The sequence below is a fragment of the Rhodanobacter sp. MP1X3 genome (assembly GCF_014207165.1).
Taxonomy (GTDB): domain Bacteria; phylum Pseudomonadota; class Gammaproteobacteria; order Xanthomonadales; family Rhodanobacteraceae; genus Rhodanobacter.
Genome location: NZ_JACHCO010000008.1, coordinates 108,602 through 130,913, shown reverse-complemented (window position 1 = coordinate 130,913; position 22,312 = coordinate 108,602). Strand labels below are relative to the sequence as shown.

The window sequence follows — 22,312 nt, the reverse complement described above, 5'->3', positions numbered from 1 at the left end:
TCCGGGGTCAGTTGGACTTTTTGCCAGTCACGAGCCCGACCTGCGAGAGATCGAGGCGACGTAACAGGTCAAGGATGTCCACCACTTTCTGGTATTGGACATTCGAGTCACCCTTGACGATGACGGGGAAATCCGGCGTGAGCGCCTTCTGCTGGCGCAGCCGCTGCTCCAGCTCATCGATCGTCACCGGAAAGGCGTCCAGAAAGATCTGTCCACTCTCCGACACCGTGATCGCCTTGGTCTGCGCCTTGGCCAGGCTGACGGACGCGCTAGCCTTGGGCAGATTGACTTTGACACCTTGCACCGCCGCAGTAGTCATGATGATGAAAATCACCAAGAGCACATAGGCCAGATCGAGCATCGGCGTGATGTTGATGTCGTCGTAGGGCTTGTCTTCTTCCTGGGCTCGCATGTGCGTTTCTCCTAACCATCAACAGTGGATTGATCGATGGCGCGGTGAAGCTCCGCGAGGCGCGTAACGAACTCGTCCACGAATACCTGCATGTTCGCGGTCACTGATTTGTTGCGCGTCAACAGATAGTTGTAGCCAAACAGCGCAGGGATCGCGACGAACAAGCCGGCTACCGTCGCGAGCAACGCGGCAGAGATACCTGGCGCGATCGCGTTGATGTTGACGTCACCGGCGGCGGCGATGGCGGCGAACGTGATCATGACGCCGACGACCGTGCCGAGCAGGCCGAGGAAGGGACCGCCGGAGATGGCAATCGTCAACATCACCATCGAACGCGACAATGCCTGGTTTTCGCGCACCAGCGTCGAATCCATCACCGCCCGAATGGCCTCGATGGACTCGCTTGCGATCACGAGTCGGCCATTGCTATCGCGGCGACGCCACACTTCTTTGGCGCCGGTTTCATACAGTCGGTAAAGGGAGGAACCCATGAGCCCCCGCTGCTCACTCGGGGTCACCTTTCCGTCAGCAAGTCCCAGCAGATCGCCACCGAGCTCTCTAAAACGGCGCAGGAAGCGATCGTTGGCGTTAGATACCAGCGACACATAACGCCCGCGCTGCCACATCACCACCCAGGAGATCAGGGCCATGATCATCAGTGCGCCAATGACCACCCACGCATCGACCGTGACTGACTTGACGATGATGCCGAAGTAGCCAAAACCGAATCCAGATTTCTTCTCGTCTTCACCATAAGCAACCAGCTTTGATTCAGCGCCCTGGGAAAGTGCATCGGCGGCGATGAGAACCGGCGAACGCGCGACACGCGAAAGTCTGACCTCATCCATCTGACCCACGAACGAGGCGTAAGGCACTGCAGTTGTACTGACGTTGGCAAGGTCACCGCCGATCGTCGCGCCGGCATTCAATGCGGGCAACGTTGCGGACAGATTGGCGTAGCGCTTACCGTCGACATACAGCACGACATCGTTGCCGTTCGCAGTGACGGCAAGGTGGGTCCACACCGCAGGCTTCAGTGGAGTGCCCGCGACACTGCGCTGCGGCTGATCACCGTCCACTTCAACGAAAGGCGCGCCGGCGTTGATGCCGATAAGGAGTGCCTTACCGTCCTGTCGATGGCCGTACAACAACGTCTGTGTGGTTGGTAACGCGTCAAGCTTGATCCAGGCACTGAACGTGAAGCTGCCACCTTGCGTCGTGTTCAGCGACGCGCTACCCGGAAGTGTCAGCACAGTTGACCCCTCGAAACGCGCAGCGCTTCCGATGACGCCGCCATCAACAATGCGAGGAGTTCCGCCGACGACGTTGTTGCTATAGGCGGTCGCGTCTTTCGGCGCAGTGCCAGTCTTATCGTCAAAGTGGTACACAAGCGTGTAGTCGGCATCGAACGTCGCCGCTCCGCTGCTCAGCGCGGGTGCCTTGTCGTTGCCGTAATACATCCATACGGTTTGCTGACCACTGGCCGGCAGTTCGGGAACATCCAGCCAGATTTGCGCCACACCCATGACCGGGTCGAAGCTTTCGATCTGATAGTTGAGCGGCGTCTTGCCGTCACTGGCGACAAAGCGAAGATCAGTTCCTGTCTTTGTCACACCGTCAAATTGGAAGTTGCCCGGATGCAGCCGAATGAGCAATGGCATACGGCCCGCCGATTGGGCCAGGTCCGCTCCCTTCGCCGTGGTGTCAATCGTGATTGGTTTGCGATATGACCAATCGTCGTTCCACCACGACGTGTCGGTTGCAGTGCTCAGCCGCGGCATCAGCGCGAGAAAAAGCGCGCATGCAAAGATCAGGTAACGCATGGTCAGTGAACCTCTGTCCGAATGTGGCGATGTATTTACGGTGTCGAGACTTCTTAGAGCCCAGCCTTGACGCTGAAAAGGAGTTGCCCGTCATGCGCCTTGGTCTGCACGCCATTTCTGAGCGGATAGGCGTATTCGACTTGGCCATCCAAGTAATGAAACACGGTGAAGCGCGTACCAACGCCCGTACTCAGCAGCGTGAAGCGCCCGCGCTGTCCCGGTAGCGGATCGATCAACTGAAGGTGTGCGCCATCGAAAAAGGCATGGAAGCGCCAATCGTTGGCAAAGCTACCCAACCATGCATTGATGGATGGACTGCGCAGTTCAACGGAACCGACGCCGCCGGTATCGGCGGTCTCTTCGGCTGATAAGTAACCGCGCACGGTGGTTTCGCCACCGGCGGCAAATTGTTCGCTCGATACCAATGGCGCATCCGCCACTTGACCGCTGAAACGCGTGACCAGTGAGTAGTCGCCGGTGAATAGGCGCGAGTAATTGAAGTCGGCATGCAGGTACGCGAAGTTGTCGCGCGCGTTGAAACGTTGATTGTCGAAGGCCGAGTTTTCGCTTCCCGCCCCGCGCAAGCCGAAATTGCCGGCAAGGGTGAAGCCGGTTGTCGATTTTTCGCCAACATGTTGACCGGTATAAGCGAGCGTCAGCGGAACGTAGGTCAGGGGCGCTTTTTCAGTCTCGCCGCCGAGCGTGATGTTCTGGTCAAAGTGCTTGCGGCTAACGCCAAACGACACCGATTGCGTGTATTGGCCCAGTGCTGACAACTGCAGGGTCGCCTGCAAACTGAACGCTTCGCCCTTGCCCAGTACGGTGGTACCGCCCAATGTGTTGGCATTGCTGTTGGACTTATATCCCGAACCGAGCAAACTCCAGTCGCTGCTGAGTGGCGCCAAATAGGAGAGCGCATAGACCTCCGTCGCGCTTCGATCCTGCGGCGCAACGATATACGACGCCGAAATGGTATGGCCCAGCTGCCAAAGATTGTCGTAGCGGATGTTGGCGATCGTGCGCAAATCGGGCGTATCGGCACTGTGGTCGTTATCGACTTCGACGCTGCCATGCAGCGGATTGCTGTCATCGACCTTCAGTGTCACATCCATCGTCTGTGGCAGGCTGCCGGGACTGAGTACCGGAACGACTTGCCGTCCAGGCTGTCGATTGAGATCGGTCAATTGTTGTTGAACGTTGGTGAAATTAGGCACCGTTCCTTCGGCGAGCGAAGGCACCGCGTCGCGAATGGCTTGTGGCGAATGATATTTGGCGCCAACGACGCGCACATGACCGATCTCGTTCTCCGAGACCTTCAACAAAACGACACCACCCTTCACTTGTTGTGGCGGAATTTCCACCACGACTGATTGATACCCGGTCGACTGATACAGCTTTTGCAACGCATCGCGCGCGGCGTGTACATCCGTCATGCTGCGTCCTGGACCAAGAAAAGGCTCGACTGTTTTTTCGATATCGACGGCACCGAGCAACGTATTGCCACGCACCAGATATTCGTTGATCTGATAGGTCGACGGTGCCGGCGTCGGCACAGCTTTTGCTGCATCCTGCGCCGTGGCGTAAACAGGCAGCAAAAACGCGACGGCAAGCGCCAACGGGCAACGCACGCCAACCCATGGATAAATTCCCCTCCGCATGCTCATGCCTCGCCCTGATCCTGATCCTGAGTCATTGATTCAGCTCCATGTGCAAAGCGACTTGGTGAAGCTAGCGCAAGGTAGATAACCGAATCACGACAAGCACGTGTCGGACTCAAAACATCAAATGAATCGGTGTTGGCAGCAGTACCCTGAAAACCCCGCAGATGGGTTGGCGATGCGCCGTAATCGCCGCTCAAGGCCTGAACTGCTGCGCGGCCATTCCGTGCGCACGGGTGTTCAGTGATCGACAAAAATATCCTGCGACCAAACGGCGTTGATGCCCATAACGATCGCGCAGCTTCATTTCCGCATGTGGTAAGTGATCCATTCACGCGCCTGGTTTTTCTGATTCGATTGGCCACGCAACATTTACCCTTGAGGGCCGGCGCAATGCCGCCCCACGATCAAATAGAGGATCCCCACGCAGTCGTCGAACCGTTCGCGGTGTATTTGCTGGCTGTACCAGGCGTCCATGCCTTCCAGTCATCGTCCTTGCATGGATAGACAGATGACAGCGTGTACGACTGAACCGTGTCATTAAAATTTAATTTGCCGACACCAATCCAAGCGCAAACGACGCCTCAAGACATCAAAGCGTCATACAGTTAGAAAGATTTGGCCTTCCCGGTACGACTTAACTGAGGACGACGATGCCGCCGGGCAGTTCGATCACGCTGGCGCCATAGGCGTCATGAATCAAGGCGGCGACGTCGCCGAGTTGGTTGAGCGAAAATCTGGCCTGAACCTTTCGTGCAGCCAAGCGATCGTTTGCCAGAATGAGTTTTCCCGGGCGATAACGATTGATTTCCTCGATGACATCCGAGAGCGGCTGACCATCGAAGATCAGCACGCGTCGTCGCCATGCCATGGTCAGATCGGTATCGGCGTGGCTCAATGCGTCCATTCCGCCGCGACCGTAATCCACGCGCTGTGCTGCCATCAGAGATGCGCGCTTGCCGCCATACTCTAGTGTTGTCACGCCATCCAGACCCGTAACCTGCACTTGCGATCCCGTACAGCGAATATTGCATTGTGTTTGCCCAGATACCTGCACGCGTCCTCCGCCGGCGTAAACCGTGAATTGACTTTGCGCTGCACCGGAGGTCTTGATGTTGATCTCGCCGCTGATCAGGTCGAGGCCAACGGCATGTCCTGCGGCCTTGCGCAAATTCATCGTGGTCTGCGTGTTCATCACGACGATCAGGCCCGGACTCAGTTCAACCTGCCGTTGCTCGCCCGTGCCGGTGCGGTAGTCCGCAGACATGTCCGATAACGATGGCCACAGTTGCAACGGCGGTCGCACCAGGAGGAGCGCCGCCGAGGCGGCTACAGCGCCACCGAGAAAGGCCCGGCGCGTCATTCGCCTAGGCTGCATGCGCGGCACCGCCGAGATGGCAGTGACAGAGGTAGCGATTTGCGCTGCCTCACTCGAAGCCACCGCTTGCGCAGCGGGCCCAAGGTTTTCCCAAAGACGTCGGGTCTGGGCGAATGCCTCCACATGGGCGCGACTTTGCGCGCACCACTGCTCAAATGCGCGCGCGTCTTTTGTGGTGACCATGTCCGACTTCAGATGCAAAAGCCAACGCTGCGCTTCGCGACGCAGGCCCGCTCCGTGGTTGGGGACGTTATCGAACAGTTTCATGCTTCTAAGACTCTTTTCCAGCGCCGGGACCGAACCGTTGGGTGATTTTTCGATCAAGCCGCTGCCCACAATGGAAAAGTGCCTTTCTCAGCTCTTTCCCAACCATGCGCACGGAAATGCCAAACCTCAGCGCAAGCTCACTCAGCGGAACGTCGTCCAGCCGCGCTGCGGTCAGAATTTCCCGCTGACGGGAACTCAGCTCTCTCAACGCCTTTTCCAGCGCGTGCACTTCAAACTGTGCGTGCACAATCCGCGCGGGATCCAGGGTTTCGGCGCCAACGTTCAGCAATTCTTCCACCTCGCTCCCCGTCAAATAGCGTGCATCGACCTGACGCTGATCCGCGGCGACGTTAAGTGCCATTCGGAAAAGGTAACCAATCGGATTGCTGAGTGCCGCTCGACTGTCCCCCATTCGCTCAATGCGCAGATAGGTTTCTTGCAACGCGTCGTTGACGAGATCATCGGAACCGAGCCGATACTTGAGGCGCCGCCGCAGTTCGGAGCGCTGTTCGAGGAACAAGCGAAGCAACGAAAACGGCGAATGCTCCATGACAGTTCTTTTCTACTGCACTGCGTGGTCGGTTGTAGCGCAACTCAAGCCCGACGCAGCGCCTCGTGGCATCAACAGCACGGTCAATGGTTCTGGCATGGTCGAGGGAGGCGCGTCGAGTGTCAGTTGCTCTAACGCTCTCACAACCTGAGCGCTACGCGCCTCGGTTGACACGCTCAATAGGCGGGTCTTCTTCACGCGGCCATCGGCGGCTATCCATAGCTGCAGTGCGAGGCGGTAATTTCCTGGGCGCGTCTCTGGAGACCGGCAGAGCGCCAACTCGATCGGTTTCTGTATTCGTGCCGCATAGTGGCTGATGATGCTCTCACTGCCTTCTGCGACAACATCGAGTTGACCCAATGCGCTGTTTGGACTGGCGTGAACAGCCGGATCAGCCACCTTCAGAGTGAAAGCTTGATCGGAAGAATAGCTTGCTGTGAGACCGGTCCCTATCAGTATTTTCAGCAATGCATCCACTTTGTTGAAGTCTCCGAGCACTCCTTTGGAACGCACCCCAGCGGTCATTGCATCATCGAACAATACCGCTTGTCCGGTGACTTCGCTGTACTGCCTGAGCGCGGATAGAAGCGGCTGCGGCGGGATGTTGAAACTCACCTTCTCGATTTGGTTTTTTTTGTCCCACCCAGGAACCTGATACGGCAATGCCTGGTATGCCAAACATGTTTCCGAAAGCATCAGCCCAACAAGACACAGCATCAGTCTGTGCTGAAATTGTTTGGCTGCACTCTTATTTACGCGATGACGCGCCACATCCCCTCTCCGAGCGGAACTGACAGGTTAAGTGCGCGATATGACAATGGGGTGACGATACTTGGAAGCTTCTGGCGATGCGCCAAGACAGGCGACAAGACGTCAGCGTTTGAAAGCTGGCTTATCAGGTCGACGTCCAGCCTCGTACTGAATCCTCCAATCAGAACGTTGCCAAAAATCGGGATCGGTGCGAGTCCTTCAATACGCGACAGCTCGTTCCGAGTTCTAGCCGTCTATCGCGTCCAGGGAGACTATGATGCCTGAGGCGAGTCGCGTGACTCGACTATGAAACGCGTCTTCGCCAACGCCATTGTTCACGCCGACTCAGTTGCACTGATCGCAAACATCGAAGCGTAACCTGGGTGAACACGCGACAGGCTAAGTCGCATGTTTCAAGCCGGCAGCACGGCAATCGGCAGATACGCCGCTAGGCATATTCCAACCTACGACGTTGCTACAAGAGTTACGACTTCCAGCGACGGTGCGAATACATGCGTGCGATACCTCTAAGGGGAGGGCTAGGCCGGAAACACCCTCCCCTCATCCGCAATTCCAGCTAACTAGCGCAGAAGACAGGTCACCGATGAAACAACTGCCATGTGGTACGAGCTTGGGGCATCGATGAGACAGTTCGAAATTTTCGGTGACTGCCTTCTGCACGGTCACGGTAACCCAACGCGATTCAAAGCGGCATCGCCTCATAGGCCAAGATACTTGTCTTGAGCAGTCCATTTGCCGTGGCATTAGAGAATCGGCGTGTGGCTTCTACCCTGCTCAATACGTAGCGTTATGTGCTTGTTCTCGTTGTCGATGTCTCGTCCATTCCACATTGCCAAAATCAAGCGGTGTTGTGTGCATCCTAGCGCTAAGCTACGGCCCATAGTCAGAAGACGCACCCACATGCAGTAATCGATCACCCGCAAGCTGTTCAGCCTTATTCCGAGACTTCTCCCAGGAAGATGTTTGGCCTAGCGCCTGGTATACACGTGCCTCAACCCAGGCGGCGCGCCAATCCGTATTACTCCACATGGAAAGACTGCCACTGACTGCTATAGCCTGATCGAGATGCCCGATGTCCAGGAGCATCAGCGCGTAGGATTTACCGACACTTACAATAACTTCTGGTACACCCAGCTTCTCCGCGGATGCCATGGCCAGCTTGAACTGCTCGACAGCCTTGTCATGATTCCCTTCGATCCAGTACTGAGCGGCAATCGCGCGTATCACATAGATGTGGGTCCAATCGTCCTTCACCGATAAGTGGGTTTCCCACTCGACCATGGCCGAGACGTCATGCTTGGCCTCATCGGCCTTACCTGCACGCTGAAGGGCAGATATCCGAATAAGCCAGGTTTCTGCGTAATCTCGCCGATCGCCTTCCGCTAATGCGGGCGTCAGCGCTTTCGAAGCCAATGACGCTGCGCGCTCGTTATTTCCCTGGTCCAGAGCCACCCTGGCGAGCAACTTGTTTGTCTCGGCAATCTGTGCGGCATCGTTCTTGGGATCTGCTTCGTTGACGATCAGCTCACCAAATGTAGCGGCTTCGGATGTTCGTCCGTTATCGGCCAGCGCTATAGCACGCACCATGGTTAATTCGCGGCGCATCGGCGCGTCGATGAATCCAAAATCTCTCTCATTCACGGGCCAGAAGCGATCCGTCGTGCCCAACTCGTCGGTGAACTTCAACAGCATTTGCTGCGCGTATGCCAAACCATCCAATGTAGACGGCAACATGGATCGCATGCCCATTCCATGGAACTGGTCATAAGCATTCTGCAGCAAAGATACCGCCGCGTCGGGCTGTGCTCGGCGCTCAGCGAGAAGTCCCATCTCGAAATCCGCCTTGGCGGCACCTACGGCATCGCCCGACAACGCGTAGTTAACGCGGGCCCGGCCGAGATCAGAGGTCGCATCATCCAATCTCCACAGCATCTGTTCCACATAGGAATGATCCAAATAAGCGTTCGCCAGCGCCTCAGTGTCTTTCTGCTCCTGCAGCGTATGCAGCGCTTCAGTGAGTTTGGCCTCGCCTTCGACGTCTTGGTTTTTATCGCTGTAAATCATTCCGAGCTTTGTCAGGATTTCCCCACGCAAGACGGGCTCTTGTTTTTTATCGGTTAACTGCTTCAACAAGGTCGACAGGCGTTGTTCGCACGAGTCCTTTTTCCCTTCATCGCAATCGAGCGAAGCCACCGTGTAGGCAAGTTCCGGCTTGTTACGCAGGTCGGGCGGTGCCATATCTATCAGTTCGCGCGCGGCATATGGTTGGCCGGCCAACCTTGCCGCATCGATGCGCTGCATGTATTCCAATTGCGAGTCACTGGCAACACGCGGCCCACTCGCTCCCGCAGCGTAGCCAAGCTGTGCAAGCAGCAAATCGCTGGCAGCACGAGACGCTTCCAATACATCACTGGATGACGACTCAGCTCGCCATATATGTCCATCCTGGCTCCTCGCATCCAGATGAACACGCCAGCGATTACCTGCCAATTCGACATGTGGACGTATCACTAAAGCAAATGAAGAAAGCCCTTCACCCGAAGCATCAGCGCGCTCTTTAAGTAGTTCCAATACGGCTTGACTGGTTTCTGTGGGAATCTTTGCCTCGTGCAGTCTTGTCGATATCAGATCCATCAAGCCGAAATGCAGCCATTTCCAATCTTCGGGTGCATTGACCTCCACGGGAAGCACGATCGCCGCACTTTTGTTGAAATGAATAGTCGCTTGAGCCTCTTTTGGGCGAAGCCTCTGCTCTCCCGCGTAGCCCGCAGCAAGAACGAGCGCGAGAATCAAAGCAACAAAGAGGTAACGACGGACTGGCCTCACATGCGGCAAAATACCGATCGCGTCATCGTCATCCACGTCACCCGCAGCTTCCGAAACGAGGCCATATGGTTCGACGCCCGAATCATGTTTCACCGAAGCCGGCGCATCAAAAGTAACCGTAGTATCGAGCATCCAGCGGTAACCAACGCGTGCGATGGTCTTTATACAGCGCTGTTGCTCATTGCCGACATCGCCCAGCGTGCGCCTCAAGCGGACGATGGTCTGGGCCAGGAGATTCTCGCTTACGTCAGTACGTCCCCACACTGCGGAAATCAATTCGTCCTTTCCGATGGGACGCTCGCGGTGCTCGATGAGATAAACCAGGCAATCGAAAGCGCTCGCAGAGACAAAGAGCGGCTCGCCATCTCGGCTCAGCTCTCTGGCAACAGGGTTAAGGCAAAAATCGCCGAACTTATAAATCTTGGCTTCCATGCGGTGAATCATAGGCCTGAAGGGCTTGCCATTTCAGCGATGCAAGATACAGGCTCAGCCTGAGGGCTGAATATTCAGAACGCCACGCTCGAACGCAAGCTTGCCGGTTTGGGCGAGTCGCTTCCGTTGGGACTTGATGACTTGACCGAAGCGACTTTTGTTGCGGCCTCCATGCTCCGAGATTCGAACGTGGGTTACCGGCTGATACCCATGTATGCCTATCTATTGGGGCTAACGTGTTCTTCGTCACGTGCAATGGGTCGCAATGTGGCAGCGGCGTCCTCAATTGACAAACATCTGGCACCTTGCGGCGATAGATGGCCTGTCCGCAAAACGCGATGATTTGATCGCAATGTCTGATAACAAGCAGACACGGCCACATGGATGTCAATTTGGTGCGGATTGCACATGACGCAATCTTTTGGAGCCACGCACAGGCTCCCGATCGTTACAGGGGCAATCCATGAATGACAGATGCTTGCATCGCAGGCATGCGGCAGGTTTTACGTTGATCGAGCTGATGATCGTGGTGGCGATCATTGCGATCCTCGCTGCCATCGCCATGCCGATCTATAGCAACTACGTCACGCGTAGCAAGCTTACCGATGCGCAGAACGGTCTGAGTGCCACGCGTGTCCTGATGGAACAGTACTACCAGGACAACCGGCAATACCCGAGCACGAGTAACTCGGCCAACTGCGGCGCGAGCATGCCCGTGTCGCAGTATTTCAGCTATACCTGTTCCGCGACCACGACGACCTACAAAATCACGGCCAGCGGATCTTCTCCCTCTACCATCAATTTCCAGTTCACTATCGACCAGGCCAATAACCGCGGTACCTCCTACGCTGGCAGTTGGTACACCACCCCAACCACTACTTGCTGGGTGACCGCTCCGGGTGTGTGCCAATGAGTCGATCCGGACAGCGCGGCGTCAGCCTGATCGAGCTGATGATCGTGATTACGATCACGGCCATCCTGGTCATGCTCGGCATTCCCAGCTTCCAGCAGTGGATGCTCAACACGCGCATCCGCAGCGTCACCGAATCGATCCAGAACGGCTTGCGGCTCGCCCGCAACGAGGCATCGCAGCGCGGCGCCGACGTGCGCTTTCAGTTGATCTCCAGCAGCAACTGGCAGGTCTGCACCTTACCTGTCAGCGCCGCCAGCGCGGCGGCCGCCACCGATTGCAGCAGTGCCTCAAGCACAGTACTGCAGACATTCAATTCGCCCGGCAGCGCCAGCAACGTGCAGGTCGGCGCCACGACGGCCACCAGCAACGTAGCCACCAGTGTCTATAGCGGAATCATCAGCGGCGGCATTCCGGCCGGCATCACCTTCACGTCGTTGGGCCGTCCATCTGACTACGGCAATACATCGATTCTGCGCATCGATGTCACCGCCGCCGAAGCAGCGCTGCAGGCGACCAGCCGACGCCTCGTCACCACGATCTCTGCGGGCGGAATGGTGAACATGTGCGACCCGGCTATCACGCTCAGCGCCAACAGCCCGCAGGGGTGCCCATGAAATACGTAAACCCTCGATTGAACCGGACTGGGCTTGCCATATCCCGTCGCGGCTTTGTCTTGCTGGATGCCTTGGTCGCGGTCGTGATCTTTTCGATCGGCATTGTTGGACTGGTGGCATTGCAGGGCTCGGCCATGCAGATGACCAGCGCCGCCAACTACCGCATTGATGCCGCCATGCTGGCCGATCAGCTTATCGCGCAGATGTGGGCCGATGGCGCTCCCAGCGACTTGGCGACCGATTACATCGGCAGCGGTGGCAAAGGCGATACCAAATATTTGACATGGCTCAGCAGCATCGATTGCACGTCGACATCGCACGTGACGGGATGCCTTCCCGGCGTTCCAGCCAACCCTCCCAGCATCGAGATCAGTCAGCAGGCCATCACCAATTCGAGCAACGCTCAATATCAGGTGACGATCACGATCAACTGGCAGGCGCCCGCCGATAGCAATCCGCATAGCTATGTATCCATTACCGACATTGGCTATTGATCCCATGCAACGCTTACGACTACATCACTTACGACAACAGGGTTTCTCGCTGATCGAGCTGATGGTCGGCATGCTGGTGAGCATGATCTGCATCCTGGCGATCATGTCGGCTTTCGCAGTCTACGAAAGCCATAAGCGCACCACGACCAGCGGCAACGATGCTCAGCAAAACGGCAGCTATGCGTTGTATGCGATGGAGCGGCAATTGCGTACGGCCGGTTCGGGGATCGTGCAGGGCTTTAACTACAGTCTATGGGGCTGCCCGGTCAGTGCGTATAGCTATACAGGCAGCAGCACGACGTCAACCTTGCCGGCCACGTCCCTGCCCGCTCCATTCAGCACCTCCAGCTGGCTTCTGACTGCACGATTGGTACCGGTGTTGATTGCGGCCGGCGGCAGCAATCCGGATGTCATCGGTACGGTCAGCGGCAACTCGGCGTTGCAGGTTTTCCAGATCACCGTCAGCAGCACACCCTCGGCAAGCAGCGTGGTGGTCAGTAATGCTCTGGGCATCCTGACGGGCGACTATCTTATAGGCACGTTGTCCAATGGCACCTGTGCATTGGCGCATACCCACAGCGCATCGCCGACGGCGCAGGTCAGCAGTACCACCATCGCGCTGGATATGACCAACAGTGCGCCGACTGGCCTGATCACCGCCACCAAGTTGTTCGATCTGGGCCCCTCGCCCGCTTTCACCCTGTTCGGCGTCGATCCCAGCACCAACTCATTGGTGTCGTACGACCTGCTGCAACGGCCGATCAACAATAATGCCGCCACCGTCATGCCGATCGCCGATGGCATCGTGCAGCTCAAGGCGCTGTACGGCATCCACAATGTTGGCGATACCAATCCCAACCAGATCGATCAGTGGGTACAGCCCACCGGCACCTGGGACATCGGCACGCTCACCGCGAGCACGGCTGCGGCACAAACGGCTATGTCGCAGATCCAGGCGATCCGCGTTGCGGTAGTCGCGCAAAGCCGATTGCCGGAACGTTCCACGGATTACGTCGGCAGCACGTCGCTGACGCTGTTTCCCGATCTGTCGTCATCGTTGCAATACACCGTGACCACGCAGACGCAGTATCGCTACAAGGTTTACGACACCACGATTCCGATCCGCAACGCACTCGTCACCATGCACTACTAAACGACATGAATATTCCCATCACGCGTTCGATCCGCCATGGCCGCCGGTATCGGCAACAAGGCATGGTTTCCACCCTGATCGCACTGATTGTGCTGGTTGTGTCGTTGCTGGCCGCGATGGCGCTGATGCGCTCGGTGGACACCAGCAACACCATCGCCGGCAGCCTCACCTTCCGCCAGGGCGTGTTGCAGGAAGCGGAGCGCGCCTATGTGGACGCCCAGCAAAAGATCACCTTTACCCAACCCACCAGCGATACGGATAACGCCCCGCTCGGCTATTACGCCGAGCCGCAACCTGCCACCGCGCGATCCGCCGGCGACGTGCCCAACGTGCTGGTGAACGCAGTCAGCGGCAGCATCGGTAGCGTCACGCCACTCAACAGCACCGACAACAGCGTGACCTATGTGGTCGAGCGGCTGTGCCCGACATCCGGCGCCGCCACCGTCACGGGCTGCATCGTGTCCGGCGCTTCGCTACTTGGCGCCACCTCGTCCAACCAGACATCGGACAACCTGACGCCCTTCGACAACGGTGCCTATGCAGCCTTTCGGCTGACCGTGCGCGTCAATGGCTCGAAAGGAACCAGCGCCTACGTGCAGACCATTCTGCGCTGATCCAACGGCGGCATCGTCGCCAGCACGACCACCTATCTATCGGCATTACGGAAGCGTCCATGTCCAAGTTACTTCGCGTACTACACCGGCTTTATCTTGATCGCGTACTGCTTGCCTGCGCGGTCGCATCGATGGTCGTCGGCCAGGCTACCGCACAGACGACGCTTTCCGATACGCCCGTGTACAGCACGTCCAACGTACCCGCGAATCTGATGATGGCCCTGTCGGTGGAATACCCAACCGGCACGGTCGGCGCCTATACGAATGCGACCGGCTACTCGCCGAGTACCACGTATCTCGGCTATTTCGATCCGACCAAGTGCTACGACTACAACAACAATACCGGCGCGGGCTATTTCCTGCCGATCAACACCTCCGGCCCGACTTGCAGCGGGCACTGGAGCGGAAACATGCTCAACTGGGCGTTGATGACCTCACTCGACGAGTTCCGCCAGGCACTGACCGGTGGCAATCGCGTGATCGATACCACCTCGACAACGGTGCTGGAGCGCTCCAACCTCAACGCGGCACAAAGCAGCACCAGCAATTTCCCCAACAAGCAGATCGGCAGTTCGGTAAACGTGTCGCCCTCGACGGTGATCGGTGACAGCAATTACGCGTCATTGTCGAATGTGTATCTGGAGTCGGCCGGGCAAGGTATCACTTTCATCATTTCCAACAACAGCAGCTTCCGCAACACCGGCCAGACCAACGGCATCAACAACCAGGCGACCACCTACAATGCGGAGGTGGCGGTCTGCGTAGCCAACATGTTGGAGAGCAACTGCAACTCGGCGCACAAGTCTACTGATTACGTAGGCGCCGGCGCCTACAACAAGCCCGAAGGCTTGATCCAGCAGAACTACACCAAGATCCGTGTCGGCGCGTCGGCCTATGCCTTCCTGAATGGTAGTACCCAGCCGAATGGCGCCGTGCGTGCGCTGCTGCGCGACAACGGTCCCACCACCTATAACGGCTACGGTGCTCGCCAAACCAACAGCTACGCGGAATGGGACAGCAAAACCGGCATTTTCTATACGAATCCGGATGCGGCCGACTCCATCTATGCCACCGCGCCCGGCGGCGGCGCCTTTCCCAAGAGCGGTGCCATCAACTATCTGAACCAGTTTGGCTATCAGGTTAATTACGAGCTATACGATACCGTCAGCGATCTCTACTGGGCCACGCTGGCCTACTACATGCAGGTGCCACTCGACTCGACCTATACCGCTGGCCTCAGCTCGACCAACAGCGCCGATCCCAGCTTCCCGGTCTTTACCGGTACGCCAGCCAACTCATCCAAGAGTCCGACTGTCAACGATCCGATCCAGTACACCTGCCAGAACAACGCCATCGTCACGATCGGTGATTCGCATACCTGGTATGACACGCGCGTGCCGACCAGCGCGCCGGCCAGCCAGATAGGCGCGACAGGAACGCCGCTTACGCCATTGAGTATCGGGGGCACCGTCGCCGTGTCGCTGGATGCTTCCGTGTATGCCACGCAGCTCGGCAATCTGCCTTTGATCGAGGCGCAGGGCACGACGGCCGCCTCCAAGACCATGGCGCAGTATCTAGGCGTGACATCTCTGGGCACCACCTTCGAAGTCAGCAGCGGCACCGGACAGGCCACCTACAACATGGCCGGCCTCGCCTATTACGCACATATCAACGACATTCGTGGCGACGTCTCTGGCAACCAGAAAGTCTCCACGTATACGATCGACGTGCTGGAACCCGGCAGCTACGACGGACAAACCAATGAATGGATCTACGCCCCTACTTCGCTAGGCAGCGGTCCCGGACCGAACATGTACTGGCTGGCTGCCAAATACGGCGGCTTCAACGACATCAATAACAACGGCATTCCGGCCAATATCCTCACCTGGCACACCAATAGCACGACTGCCGCAGCCCAGAATCTGCGCCCGGACAATTACCTGCCTGGCAACCAGGCGAACTTGATCCAGTCCGGCCTGCAGCAGATTTTCAACAATATTGCATCGACAGCTTCGCAGACCGGTTCGGGCCTTACCGTCAACTCGACGCGCAGCCTTGCCAATATCACGGCCGGCACGGTGCCCTACTACGCTCCGGTGGCGGGCTTTCCCGCGTACACCACGCAATACACGCCCGTGGTGTGGACGGGTGACGTGTCCGGTTTCATAGCAACTACCACGGTGGGCAGCACCGTGACGGCGGCCAGCGGCAGTACGCCATGGCATGCGCAACTTCAGTTGGACACGCTGACCCAGAGCACGTCTTCGTCAGGCGCCACGATCATCGGCTGGGATACCGGCCGGCGCATTGTCACGTGGAATGGAACCACCGGCGTACCTTTCCGCTACAACAGCCTTTCGGCGTCCGAGCAATCGGCCGTCAACACGACCGGCAATGGTGCTGCGCTAGTCAATTACCTGCGCGGCGACAAGAGCAACGAAGGCGCTTTGTTCCGCTCACGTGGCCATATTCTCGGTGACATCGTGGATTCGTCTGCTGTGCTGGTGCAAAGCGCGCTGTCGCCGTCTTACTCGGAAACGGCGAATCCGGGATATACCGCCTTCACCACCAGCATCGCCAACCGCCAGCCAGTGGCGTACGTCGGCGGTAACGACGGCATGCTGCATGCGTTCGAAGCGGACTTCCAGTCCGCAACCACCACCAATCCGGTGACCGGCGGCGGCAGCGAATTATTCGCCTACGTGCCGAGCCTGCTTTACAACGGCCCCAATAGCACGCCGCTGGTCGATGGCTTGCCTGCCCTGGCCAATCTCAACGGCATATCCGCCAACAATTTCGCTCACCATTTCTATGTCGACGCCACGCCGCAGGTCGCCGATGTCGACTTCACCTTGACCGGCAGCGGAAGTGCGTCGCCCATTACCACGACAACCACCGCCGACTGGCACACGATTCTGGTCGGCGGACTCGGCAAGGGCGGCAAGGGTATCTACGCACTCGATATCACCAACGTGCCGCAAGCCGTCGACACCACCAGCAGCGCGAGCGTGGAAAGTACACAGGCCGGCAAGGTATTGTGGGAATTCACCGATGCCGATATGGGCTACAGCTACGGTGCGCCCCTGGTGGTGAAAACCCGCAAATATGGCTGGGTGGTGATCATGACGTCGGGCTACGACAACACATCGGGATCGGATGCGCTGCAAGGCCACGGCATACTGTACGTGCTGAATGCCAAAACCGGGGCGCTGCTGCAAAAGATCGATACCGGTGTGGGCGGTACCAGCAATCCAGCCGGTCTCACCCAGGCCGCGGCCTATACACAGGATGTCACCGACAACACCATCGATCAGATATATGCGGGCGATCTGCTCGGCAATGTCTGGCGCTTCGACCTGACCGAAGGCGCGGCTACTGGAAGCTATCCGTCACCAACCCTGTTCGCCACGCTGACCGATCCGTCCGGCAATCCGCAGCCGATCACTACCGCACCGCGCATCGAACTGAGTCTCAGCGCCAACCAACTGAACACGCTCCGATGGATTTTTGTCGGCACGGGCCAGTTCCTCAACATTACGGACCTCACCAGCACGCAGCAGCAGACCATGTATGCGCTGCGCGATGGCAGTGGCACCACACCGTCGACGGCTGGCTTGCCGGTGGTGCGGAAAGACCTGGTCGCCAATACCAGTCTATCCACCGGCCTCACGCTGAGCGACAGCTCGCTGGGCTGGTACTACGACTTGACTGGTTCGGCCGGCAGCGGCGGCGGTACCGAACGTATCGTAATTAATCCGACGGCCACTGCCGGACTGGATATCGTTGCATGGGGTACGGTGATACCTTCCAGCAATCCCTGCTCGCTGCAAGGCGCGCTGTACGCGACCAGCTTCGCGGGTGAATCGGTCCTGCTCAGCAGCAGCGGCGCGACGGTGCCCTATCTCACCACGCAGTCCGCAGTGACCGGCGTGCAGTTGGTGCAAGGAACGACAAGTACGGGCGCTACGGTTCCCTCCCTAGGATCGAGCACATCCTCAGGCGCGAGCCAACTGCAGAACCTCAATGCCACTCTCCCGCAAAACCAGGTCAAGCGCGTCAATTGGCGAGAGATACTCAACTAATAAAATTGCCAGCGTTATAAAAAAACAGCCCTTTGCACGGAGCCGGTCTTGTCGTTTTGAACCCGAGCACGTTTCGATTTCGAAGCACCCGCCGAGGGCAGCCCAGGCGTCGAGGTCGTCCGTGAGCTGCGCAAGAAACTCTCCGATCTGACCATCAATGTCCTCGGGATCCCTGCTTTCTACACTTGCCTGTATTGGCGAAACGCTCAATGCCGGTGCGCAACCCAATGTATGCCATCGCGAGACATACGACACAGTGCAATTTAGACGTGTCTCACGCTTCGAAATAAACCTGACCCCAATTGACAGCTATTCGACCCTCAAATGCGATGGTTAACTTGAAGGTCTGACGCGATCATTCCGACCTACCAAGACATCGCGATAACGAGGTGGGGATAAACCAAGCGTCACCGCATTCGTCGACGTCACTCACAGCGATAACTATCGCTCGGTTACACCCATGCATGATTCAAACATCATCACCACTAGCGCCAATAAAGAAATGGCGGAGCTTCGTGTTATCTGCGATAGAGAGCTGACCGAACTCTCGCGGAACTACCCTGAAATAACCTTGGCCGTAGTAGCGAGTGCTGATGCTCGATTGATCAGTTTCAAGTCGGCAACAACGAGAGACGGCAATCGCCTTGCAGCCATGACCGGATCATTACTTGGCCTGTGTGAATCCTTGGCCAGGGAACTGTCGGCCGGCGCTTGTCGGTCCACCATTGTCTCCATGGACGACTACACCTGCATCATTGTGCACATCGCAGGACCTCAGTATCCGCTGGTTCTAGCCATCGGCGTTGACCATAGCATCATGCTCGCGCTTTCACGCCGCGTTGCCTTGGATCTGGCCGCACGTATTTCCTCGCGCATGTATGGCTCCTCGTGAACCTGATCAGATACGTACTCCATTCGTTCTATTCCCCATGGAAAGCATCACATGAAAAATTTCAGCCTCGAGTCGCTACGGAGCATTGATGGCTATGTTGCCAGCGCCTTGGTCGACGAAGACAGTGGCATGTTGATGGCTGGCGACAGTGTGTCCAGCATAGACCTGGAACTGGCGGCGGCCGGCAATGCTGAAGTTGTACGTGCCAAGCGCAAGGTGACCGTATCCCTCAAGCTCAATGACACGATCGAAGACATTCTCATCAGCCTCGAGCGTCAATATCACCTCATTCGCCCGCTGGTGTCGAACAAGAATGTCTTCCTGTACGTGATCATCGACCGTCAGAAGTCGAACCTGGCAATGGCCAGACACCACCTGAAGGCTTTCGAGAAAACGCTGGATTTCTCCTGAGGTAAACACCCCCGTAATACGGGGGGAAGAAAGGTAATCATGAATATCCAGATAGGTGTAGCAGGTCTGCCGGAAGAACTTGAGCTTCGCTTGTCGCTGGCTTGTGGACTGTTGGCGGCTTCCCAGATTCATGTCGACATACAAGAGTGGAAGGGGCGGGAAAGTGACATCCTGATCGTCGATCTGGATAACGGCTATGGACGACTGGCATACGAAGTCGCGATACGGAGCAAGCTGCCTGTGCTCGTCTTTGCACACAACGATGGCGCCGAATACGCGAGCGAGTCGCGACTGGACCGGCAAGCGCCAGCGGCGGTACTCGCCCGGATGCTGCAGGAAAGGCTGCTGCCTGCAACAAAGAGTTCGCTCGACAGCTTTCAAGGTTTGCTGGGTATCTGCCTGAGAGAGGCTGAATGTGGTCAGGACTTGCTCGTCAAGTGCCTGCTCGTCAAGTGCAGCAGCATTACTTTGGTACTGCGGCATGCAGCCAGCCGTATTCACGCGTGTTCGACTAGCGATCTGCACGCAGCAGAAGCACGTCTACTGGACAACACTTGGTTGTGCAGTACGAAACCCGCCGTGGGTGCCCATGAACACGAATGGCTGGTCTCCCGCAGCCTGGATAGTTTTCTGGTCAACGCTTGCCTGCGGCATGAGTCCAGTTTGCCAACCTTGGAGGGTAACTTGTATCGGCTGACTCGATGGCCCGATCTCGGCAGTGTTAGGGATGACCTGGACTCGTTGCGCCTTTCTTCCTTGCTCTATCGTTCGGGCCGGCCTGTTGAAGCCTTGAAACAACACACCAACGTCTCGGCAAAACGCATCAACGCTTTTCTTTGGGCGACGCTGGCCAGTGGCGCATTGGTATGCGACGACGGCAATATCGCCACAACGCTCACTCAATCCACATCTTCTCCCGCCACTGCCTCCGTCATTCAGCGCGTTGCAAGGCATTTCGGGTTGAAGCTCGGTTATTCGCATGTTTGATTCTGAAAAAACGATCAAACTCCTGTTTGCCGGCCCGGTCGGTTCCGGCAAAACGACAGCCATACGCGCTATCTCCGATACCGCACCCGTCTCTTCCGAAAGGCCATGGATGGATGCCAGGCCAGGGGGGAAAATCACAACGACCGTCGCCCTCGACTACAGCACGATCCAGCTGAGCCCCAATGAGACCTTGCACGTCTATGGTCTACCTGGTCAGGATTACCTTGATTTCATGGGTCCGATTGTCGGACGCGGTGCACTCGGAGCTGTATTGCTGCTCGATGCCTCATCTTCATCGCTCGGCGACGATTGCTGTGCCGTCGTTGAAAGTTTGGCGCGCATCGACCCGAACCTCAAATTCGTCATCGGTATCAGCAAAACGGATATCACGCCCACGTTCTCAATGGCAACCATGCATGCTCTTACACGACGCATGAGCTTGTTCGTACCGATTTTCAGTATTGACCCACGTGATCCAGCGCAAGTAAGGCAACTGGTTCGAGCTTTGTTGTTGCTTTAGAGCATCATCTCCATGGGGCCGTTACGCTCCAGCATGTAAGGCAGCTTGGCGCGGTATTGGCTGGGGGACTCGCCCGTCCAGCGTCGGAAAGCACGGGTCAGATTTGCCGCATCGGAATAGCCTCGACGATTGGCAATCTCATCGACTGTCATCATCGTATTCAACACGTCACGCAACACTTCCTGCTTGCGCGCCTCATCAACCAACTGACGGAAATTGAACCCAAGATAGCGCAGCTTTCGTTTCAAGGTCCGACTAGACATGCATAGTGTCTGAGCCATTTCCTCCATACCGAGATAGGTTCCGTCTTCAAGTGGTAGCCGATTCTTTATGCGCGCAACCAGGCAATTGTTTTGACCATGCATGATACGTTCGCGTTCGCATTGCTGTCTTACCTGGCGCGATACCAGGGCATGGGCGGTTGGCAACACGAGGTCGAGATAGTCGCTTGGCATACGCACTTGGCATAACCCCGTCGAGAACCGCATTTTTGCCAGACGATCAAGATACGCAAACGTGTAAGAAGGCTGACCTCCTCTGAACCACATTTCAATATCCGGAAGCGCTTGTCCCGTCAGTTGCGTACCGAGACATGCCGTCATGGTTGCGAGCCGCTCGAGGGCGCAGTTTCGCATGGTTGCTCCCGGGGCTAGATCCTGTATGTTCAACTCCGCCAGTCCATCGTGCTCATGCAGATCTATGCAGAATCCCGCGGTGCGCAGATCAAGGTATTCCGCCCATAACCGCAGTGCATCCCGCAGGGTACGGCTGCTCATGAGCCCAAGCCCAAGAAGTCCATGCCAGGTGAGCGTGCAGCACAGCCCAAGTTCGAACCCCAAGCCAAGGTCGGCGGTCAGACGTACCGCATTGGCCAGCAATGCAGCATCCTGTTGCGTGGTCAGCCGCATGCCCCCATCAAGTTGGGCGGTGCTAATGCCCGTATCCTCCAACGCCAACTCCATGGATATATTCCGCTGCTCCAGAAGCTGAAGCAGCCCAACAGCATATTCTGCCGAAACGTCGGCCCGGTACCATTCGTTCATGTTCTTGCCCCCGTACAAGAGCCGAGAGCTACTTACCGTCACAGGTTAATGACGTGCGCCCTCATGGCGGCGCGGATGTTCAAAGGAACGAGTCAGAAGCGCATGTGGTTTGCATGCGGGAACCATGCGTTTGGTATGACAACCATTCAAATCAACAGGATATGTAAACGACACAAATCGCCTTCCCTACTTCCGCGCGACTCGGCTTGGCCAGACATTATTGGATAGGGTCGGATAAGCCAGGTGCTCAGCACCCGGTCGTAGGCCAGAACAGATGATTGGCCGAACCGGAATTCGCACCGTTATTCGACCAGCAGCGCTACGCCCGAAGGAAGGCCGAGATGTCCTTCTGCGATTGCTGAAAATGGGCCAGTCAGAGGCTTGCGCCTAGAACAGGGTCAGCCGCACCCATCAAGTTGTTGAGGCAACTTGCACCACTCTGTTTCTCTCCTACGGTTTCGACAGATCCCGG

Annotated in this window: 18 protein-coding genes; 10 read left to right on the top strand and 8 right to left on the bottom strand. The window is 57.2% G+C overall.

What is annotated here, in order from left to right:
- Positions 1–7: 7 nt before the first annotated feature.
- The 7 genes from HDE79_RS18845 to HDE79_RS18815 form a co-directional block, all read right to left on the bottom strand.
- Entirely contained in the window at positions 8–412 is a 405-nt protein-coding gene (locus HDE79_RS18845; protein ID WP_184604336.1) for a biopolymer transporter ExbD, read from the bottom strand.
- A gap of 11 nt (positions 413–423) precedes the next feature.
- Positions 424–2,235, bottom strand: coding sequence for a MotA/TolQ/ExbB proton channel family protein (locus tag HDE79_RS18840; RefSeq protein ID WP_184604334.1), 1,812 nt, complete (start codon positions 2,233–2,235; stop codon positions 424–426).
- A 53-nt stretch (positions 2,236–2,288) separates the two neighbouring features.
- On the bottom strand, positions 2,289–3,899 hold the full coding sequence (locus HDE79_RS18835) for a ShlB/FhaC/HecB family hemolysin secretion/activation protein (RefSeq protein ID WP_221440252.1): 1,611 nt from the start codon (positions 3,897–3,899) through the stop codon (positions 2,289–2,291).
- A 631-nt stretch (positions 3,900–4,530) separates the two neighbouring features.
- Entirely contained in the window at positions 4,531–5,538 is a 1,008-nt protein-coding gene (locus HDE79_RS18830; protein ID WP_184604332.1) for a FecR domain-containing protein, read from the bottom strand.
- Between the two features lie 4 nt (positions 5,539–5,542).
- The gene (locus tag HDE79_RS18825) at positions 5,543–6,088 is read right to left on the bottom strand and encodes an RNA polymerase sigma factor (protein WP_184604330.1); all 546 of its coding nucleotides are present in this window, start codon (positions 6,086–6,088) and stop codon (positions 5,543–5,545) included.
- A gap of 12 nt (positions 6,089–6,100) precedes the next feature.
- Positions 6,101–6,859: an STN domain-containing protein gene (locus HDE79_RS18820; RefSeq protein ID WP_184604328.1), complete on the bottom strand. Its 759-nt coding sequence runs from the start codon at positions 6,857–6,859 to the stop codon at positions 6,101–6,103.
- Between the two features lie 870 nt (positions 6,860–7,729).
- Complete coding sequence (locus HDE79_RS18815) at positions 7,730–10,117, bottom strand: transcriptional regulator (RefSeq protein WP_184604326.1); 2,388 nt, start codon at positions 10,115–10,117, stop codon at positions 7,730–7,732.
- 463 nt (positions 10,118–10,580) lie between these two features.
- Between HDE79_RS18815 and HDE79_RS18810 the strand changes: the two genes are divergently transcribed.
- The 10 genes from HDE79_RS18810 to HDE79_RS18765 all read left to right on the top strand — a co-directional run bounded on the left by HDE79_RS18810 (position 10,581) and on the right by HDE79_RS18765 (position 20,797).
- Positions 10,581–11,030 (top strand): type IV pilin protein, encoded by a 450-nt coding sequence (locus HDE79_RS18810; RefSeq protein WP_184604324.1) that lies wholly within the window; start codon positions 10,581–10,583, stop codon positions 11,028–11,030.
- Positions 11,027–11,644 carry a GspH/FimT family pseudopilin gene (locus HDE79_RS18805; protein WP_184604490.1) on the top strand — a complete coding sequence of 206 codons (618 nt, stop codon included), beginning with the start codon at positions 11,027–11,029 and terminating at the stop codon, positions 11,642–11,644. The genes HDE79_RS18810 and HDE79_RS18805 overlap by 4 nt, the downstream gene beginning before the upstream one ends.
- Positions 11,641–12,138 (top strand): hypothetical protein, encoded by a 498-nt coding sequence (locus HDE79_RS18800; RefSeq protein WP_184604322.1) that lies wholly within the window; start codon positions 11,641–11,643, stop codon positions 12,136–12,138. Before HDE79_RS18805 ends, HDE79_RS18800 begins: the two co-directional genes overlap by 4 nt.
- Positions 12,139–12,142: 4 nt before the next feature.
- Positions 12,143–13,291, top strand: coding sequence for a PilW family protein (locus tag HDE79_RS18795; RefSeq protein ID WP_184604488.1), 1,149 nt, complete (start codon positions 12,143–12,145; stop codon positions 13,289–13,291).
- A 5-nt stretch (positions 13,292–13,296) separates the two neighbouring features.
- Entirely contained in the window at positions 13,297–13,905 is a 609-nt protein-coding gene (locus tag HDE79_RS18790; RefSeq protein WP_184604320.1) for a hypothetical protein, read from the top strand.
- 59 nt (positions 13,906–13,964) lie between these two features.
- Positions 13,965–17,987, top strand: coding sequence for a PilC/PilY family type IV pilus protein (locus HDE79_RS18785; protein WP_184604318.1), 4,023 nt, complete (start codon positions 13,965–13,967; stop codon positions 17,985–17,987).
- Between the two features lie 460 nt (positions 17,988–18,447).
- Positions 18,448–18,879 (top strand): roadblock/LC7 domain-containing protein, encoded by a 432-nt coding sequence (locus HDE79_RS18780; protein WP_184604316.1) that lies wholly within the window; start codon positions 18,448–18,450, stop codon positions 18,877–18,879.
- Positions 18,880–18,930: 51 nt separating this feature from the next.
- Positions 18,931–19,290 (top strand): roadblock/LC7 domain-containing protein, encoded by a 360-nt coding sequence (locus tag HDE79_RS18775; RefSeq protein ID WP_184604314.1) that lies wholly within the window; start codon positions 18,931–18,933, stop codon positions 19,288–19,290.
- 39 nt (positions 19,291–19,329) lie between these two features.
- Complete coding sequence (locus HDE79_RS18770) at positions 19,330–20,277, top strand: hypothetical protein (RefSeq protein ID WP_184604312.1); 948 nt, start codon at positions 19,330–19,332, stop codon at positions 20,275–20,277.
- Complete coding sequence (locus tag HDE79_RS18765; RefSeq protein ID WP_184604310.1) at positions 20,270–20,797, top strand: ATP/GTP-binding protein; 528 nt, start codon at positions 20,270–20,272, stop codon at positions 20,795–20,797. The genes HDE79_RS18770 and HDE79_RS18765 overlap by 8 nt, the downstream gene beginning before the upstream one ends.
- Here HDE79_RS18765 and HDE79_RS18760 read toward each other — a convergent pair.
- Entirely contained in the window at positions 20,794–21,840 is a 1,047-nt protein-coding gene (locus HDE79_RS18760) for an AraC family transcriptional regulator (RefSeq protein WP_184604308.1), read from the bottom strand. The two genes, HDE79_RS18765 and HDE79_RS18760, sit on opposite strands and share 4 nt — an antisense overlap.
- Between the last annotated feature and the right edge of the window lie 472 nt (positions 21,841–22,312).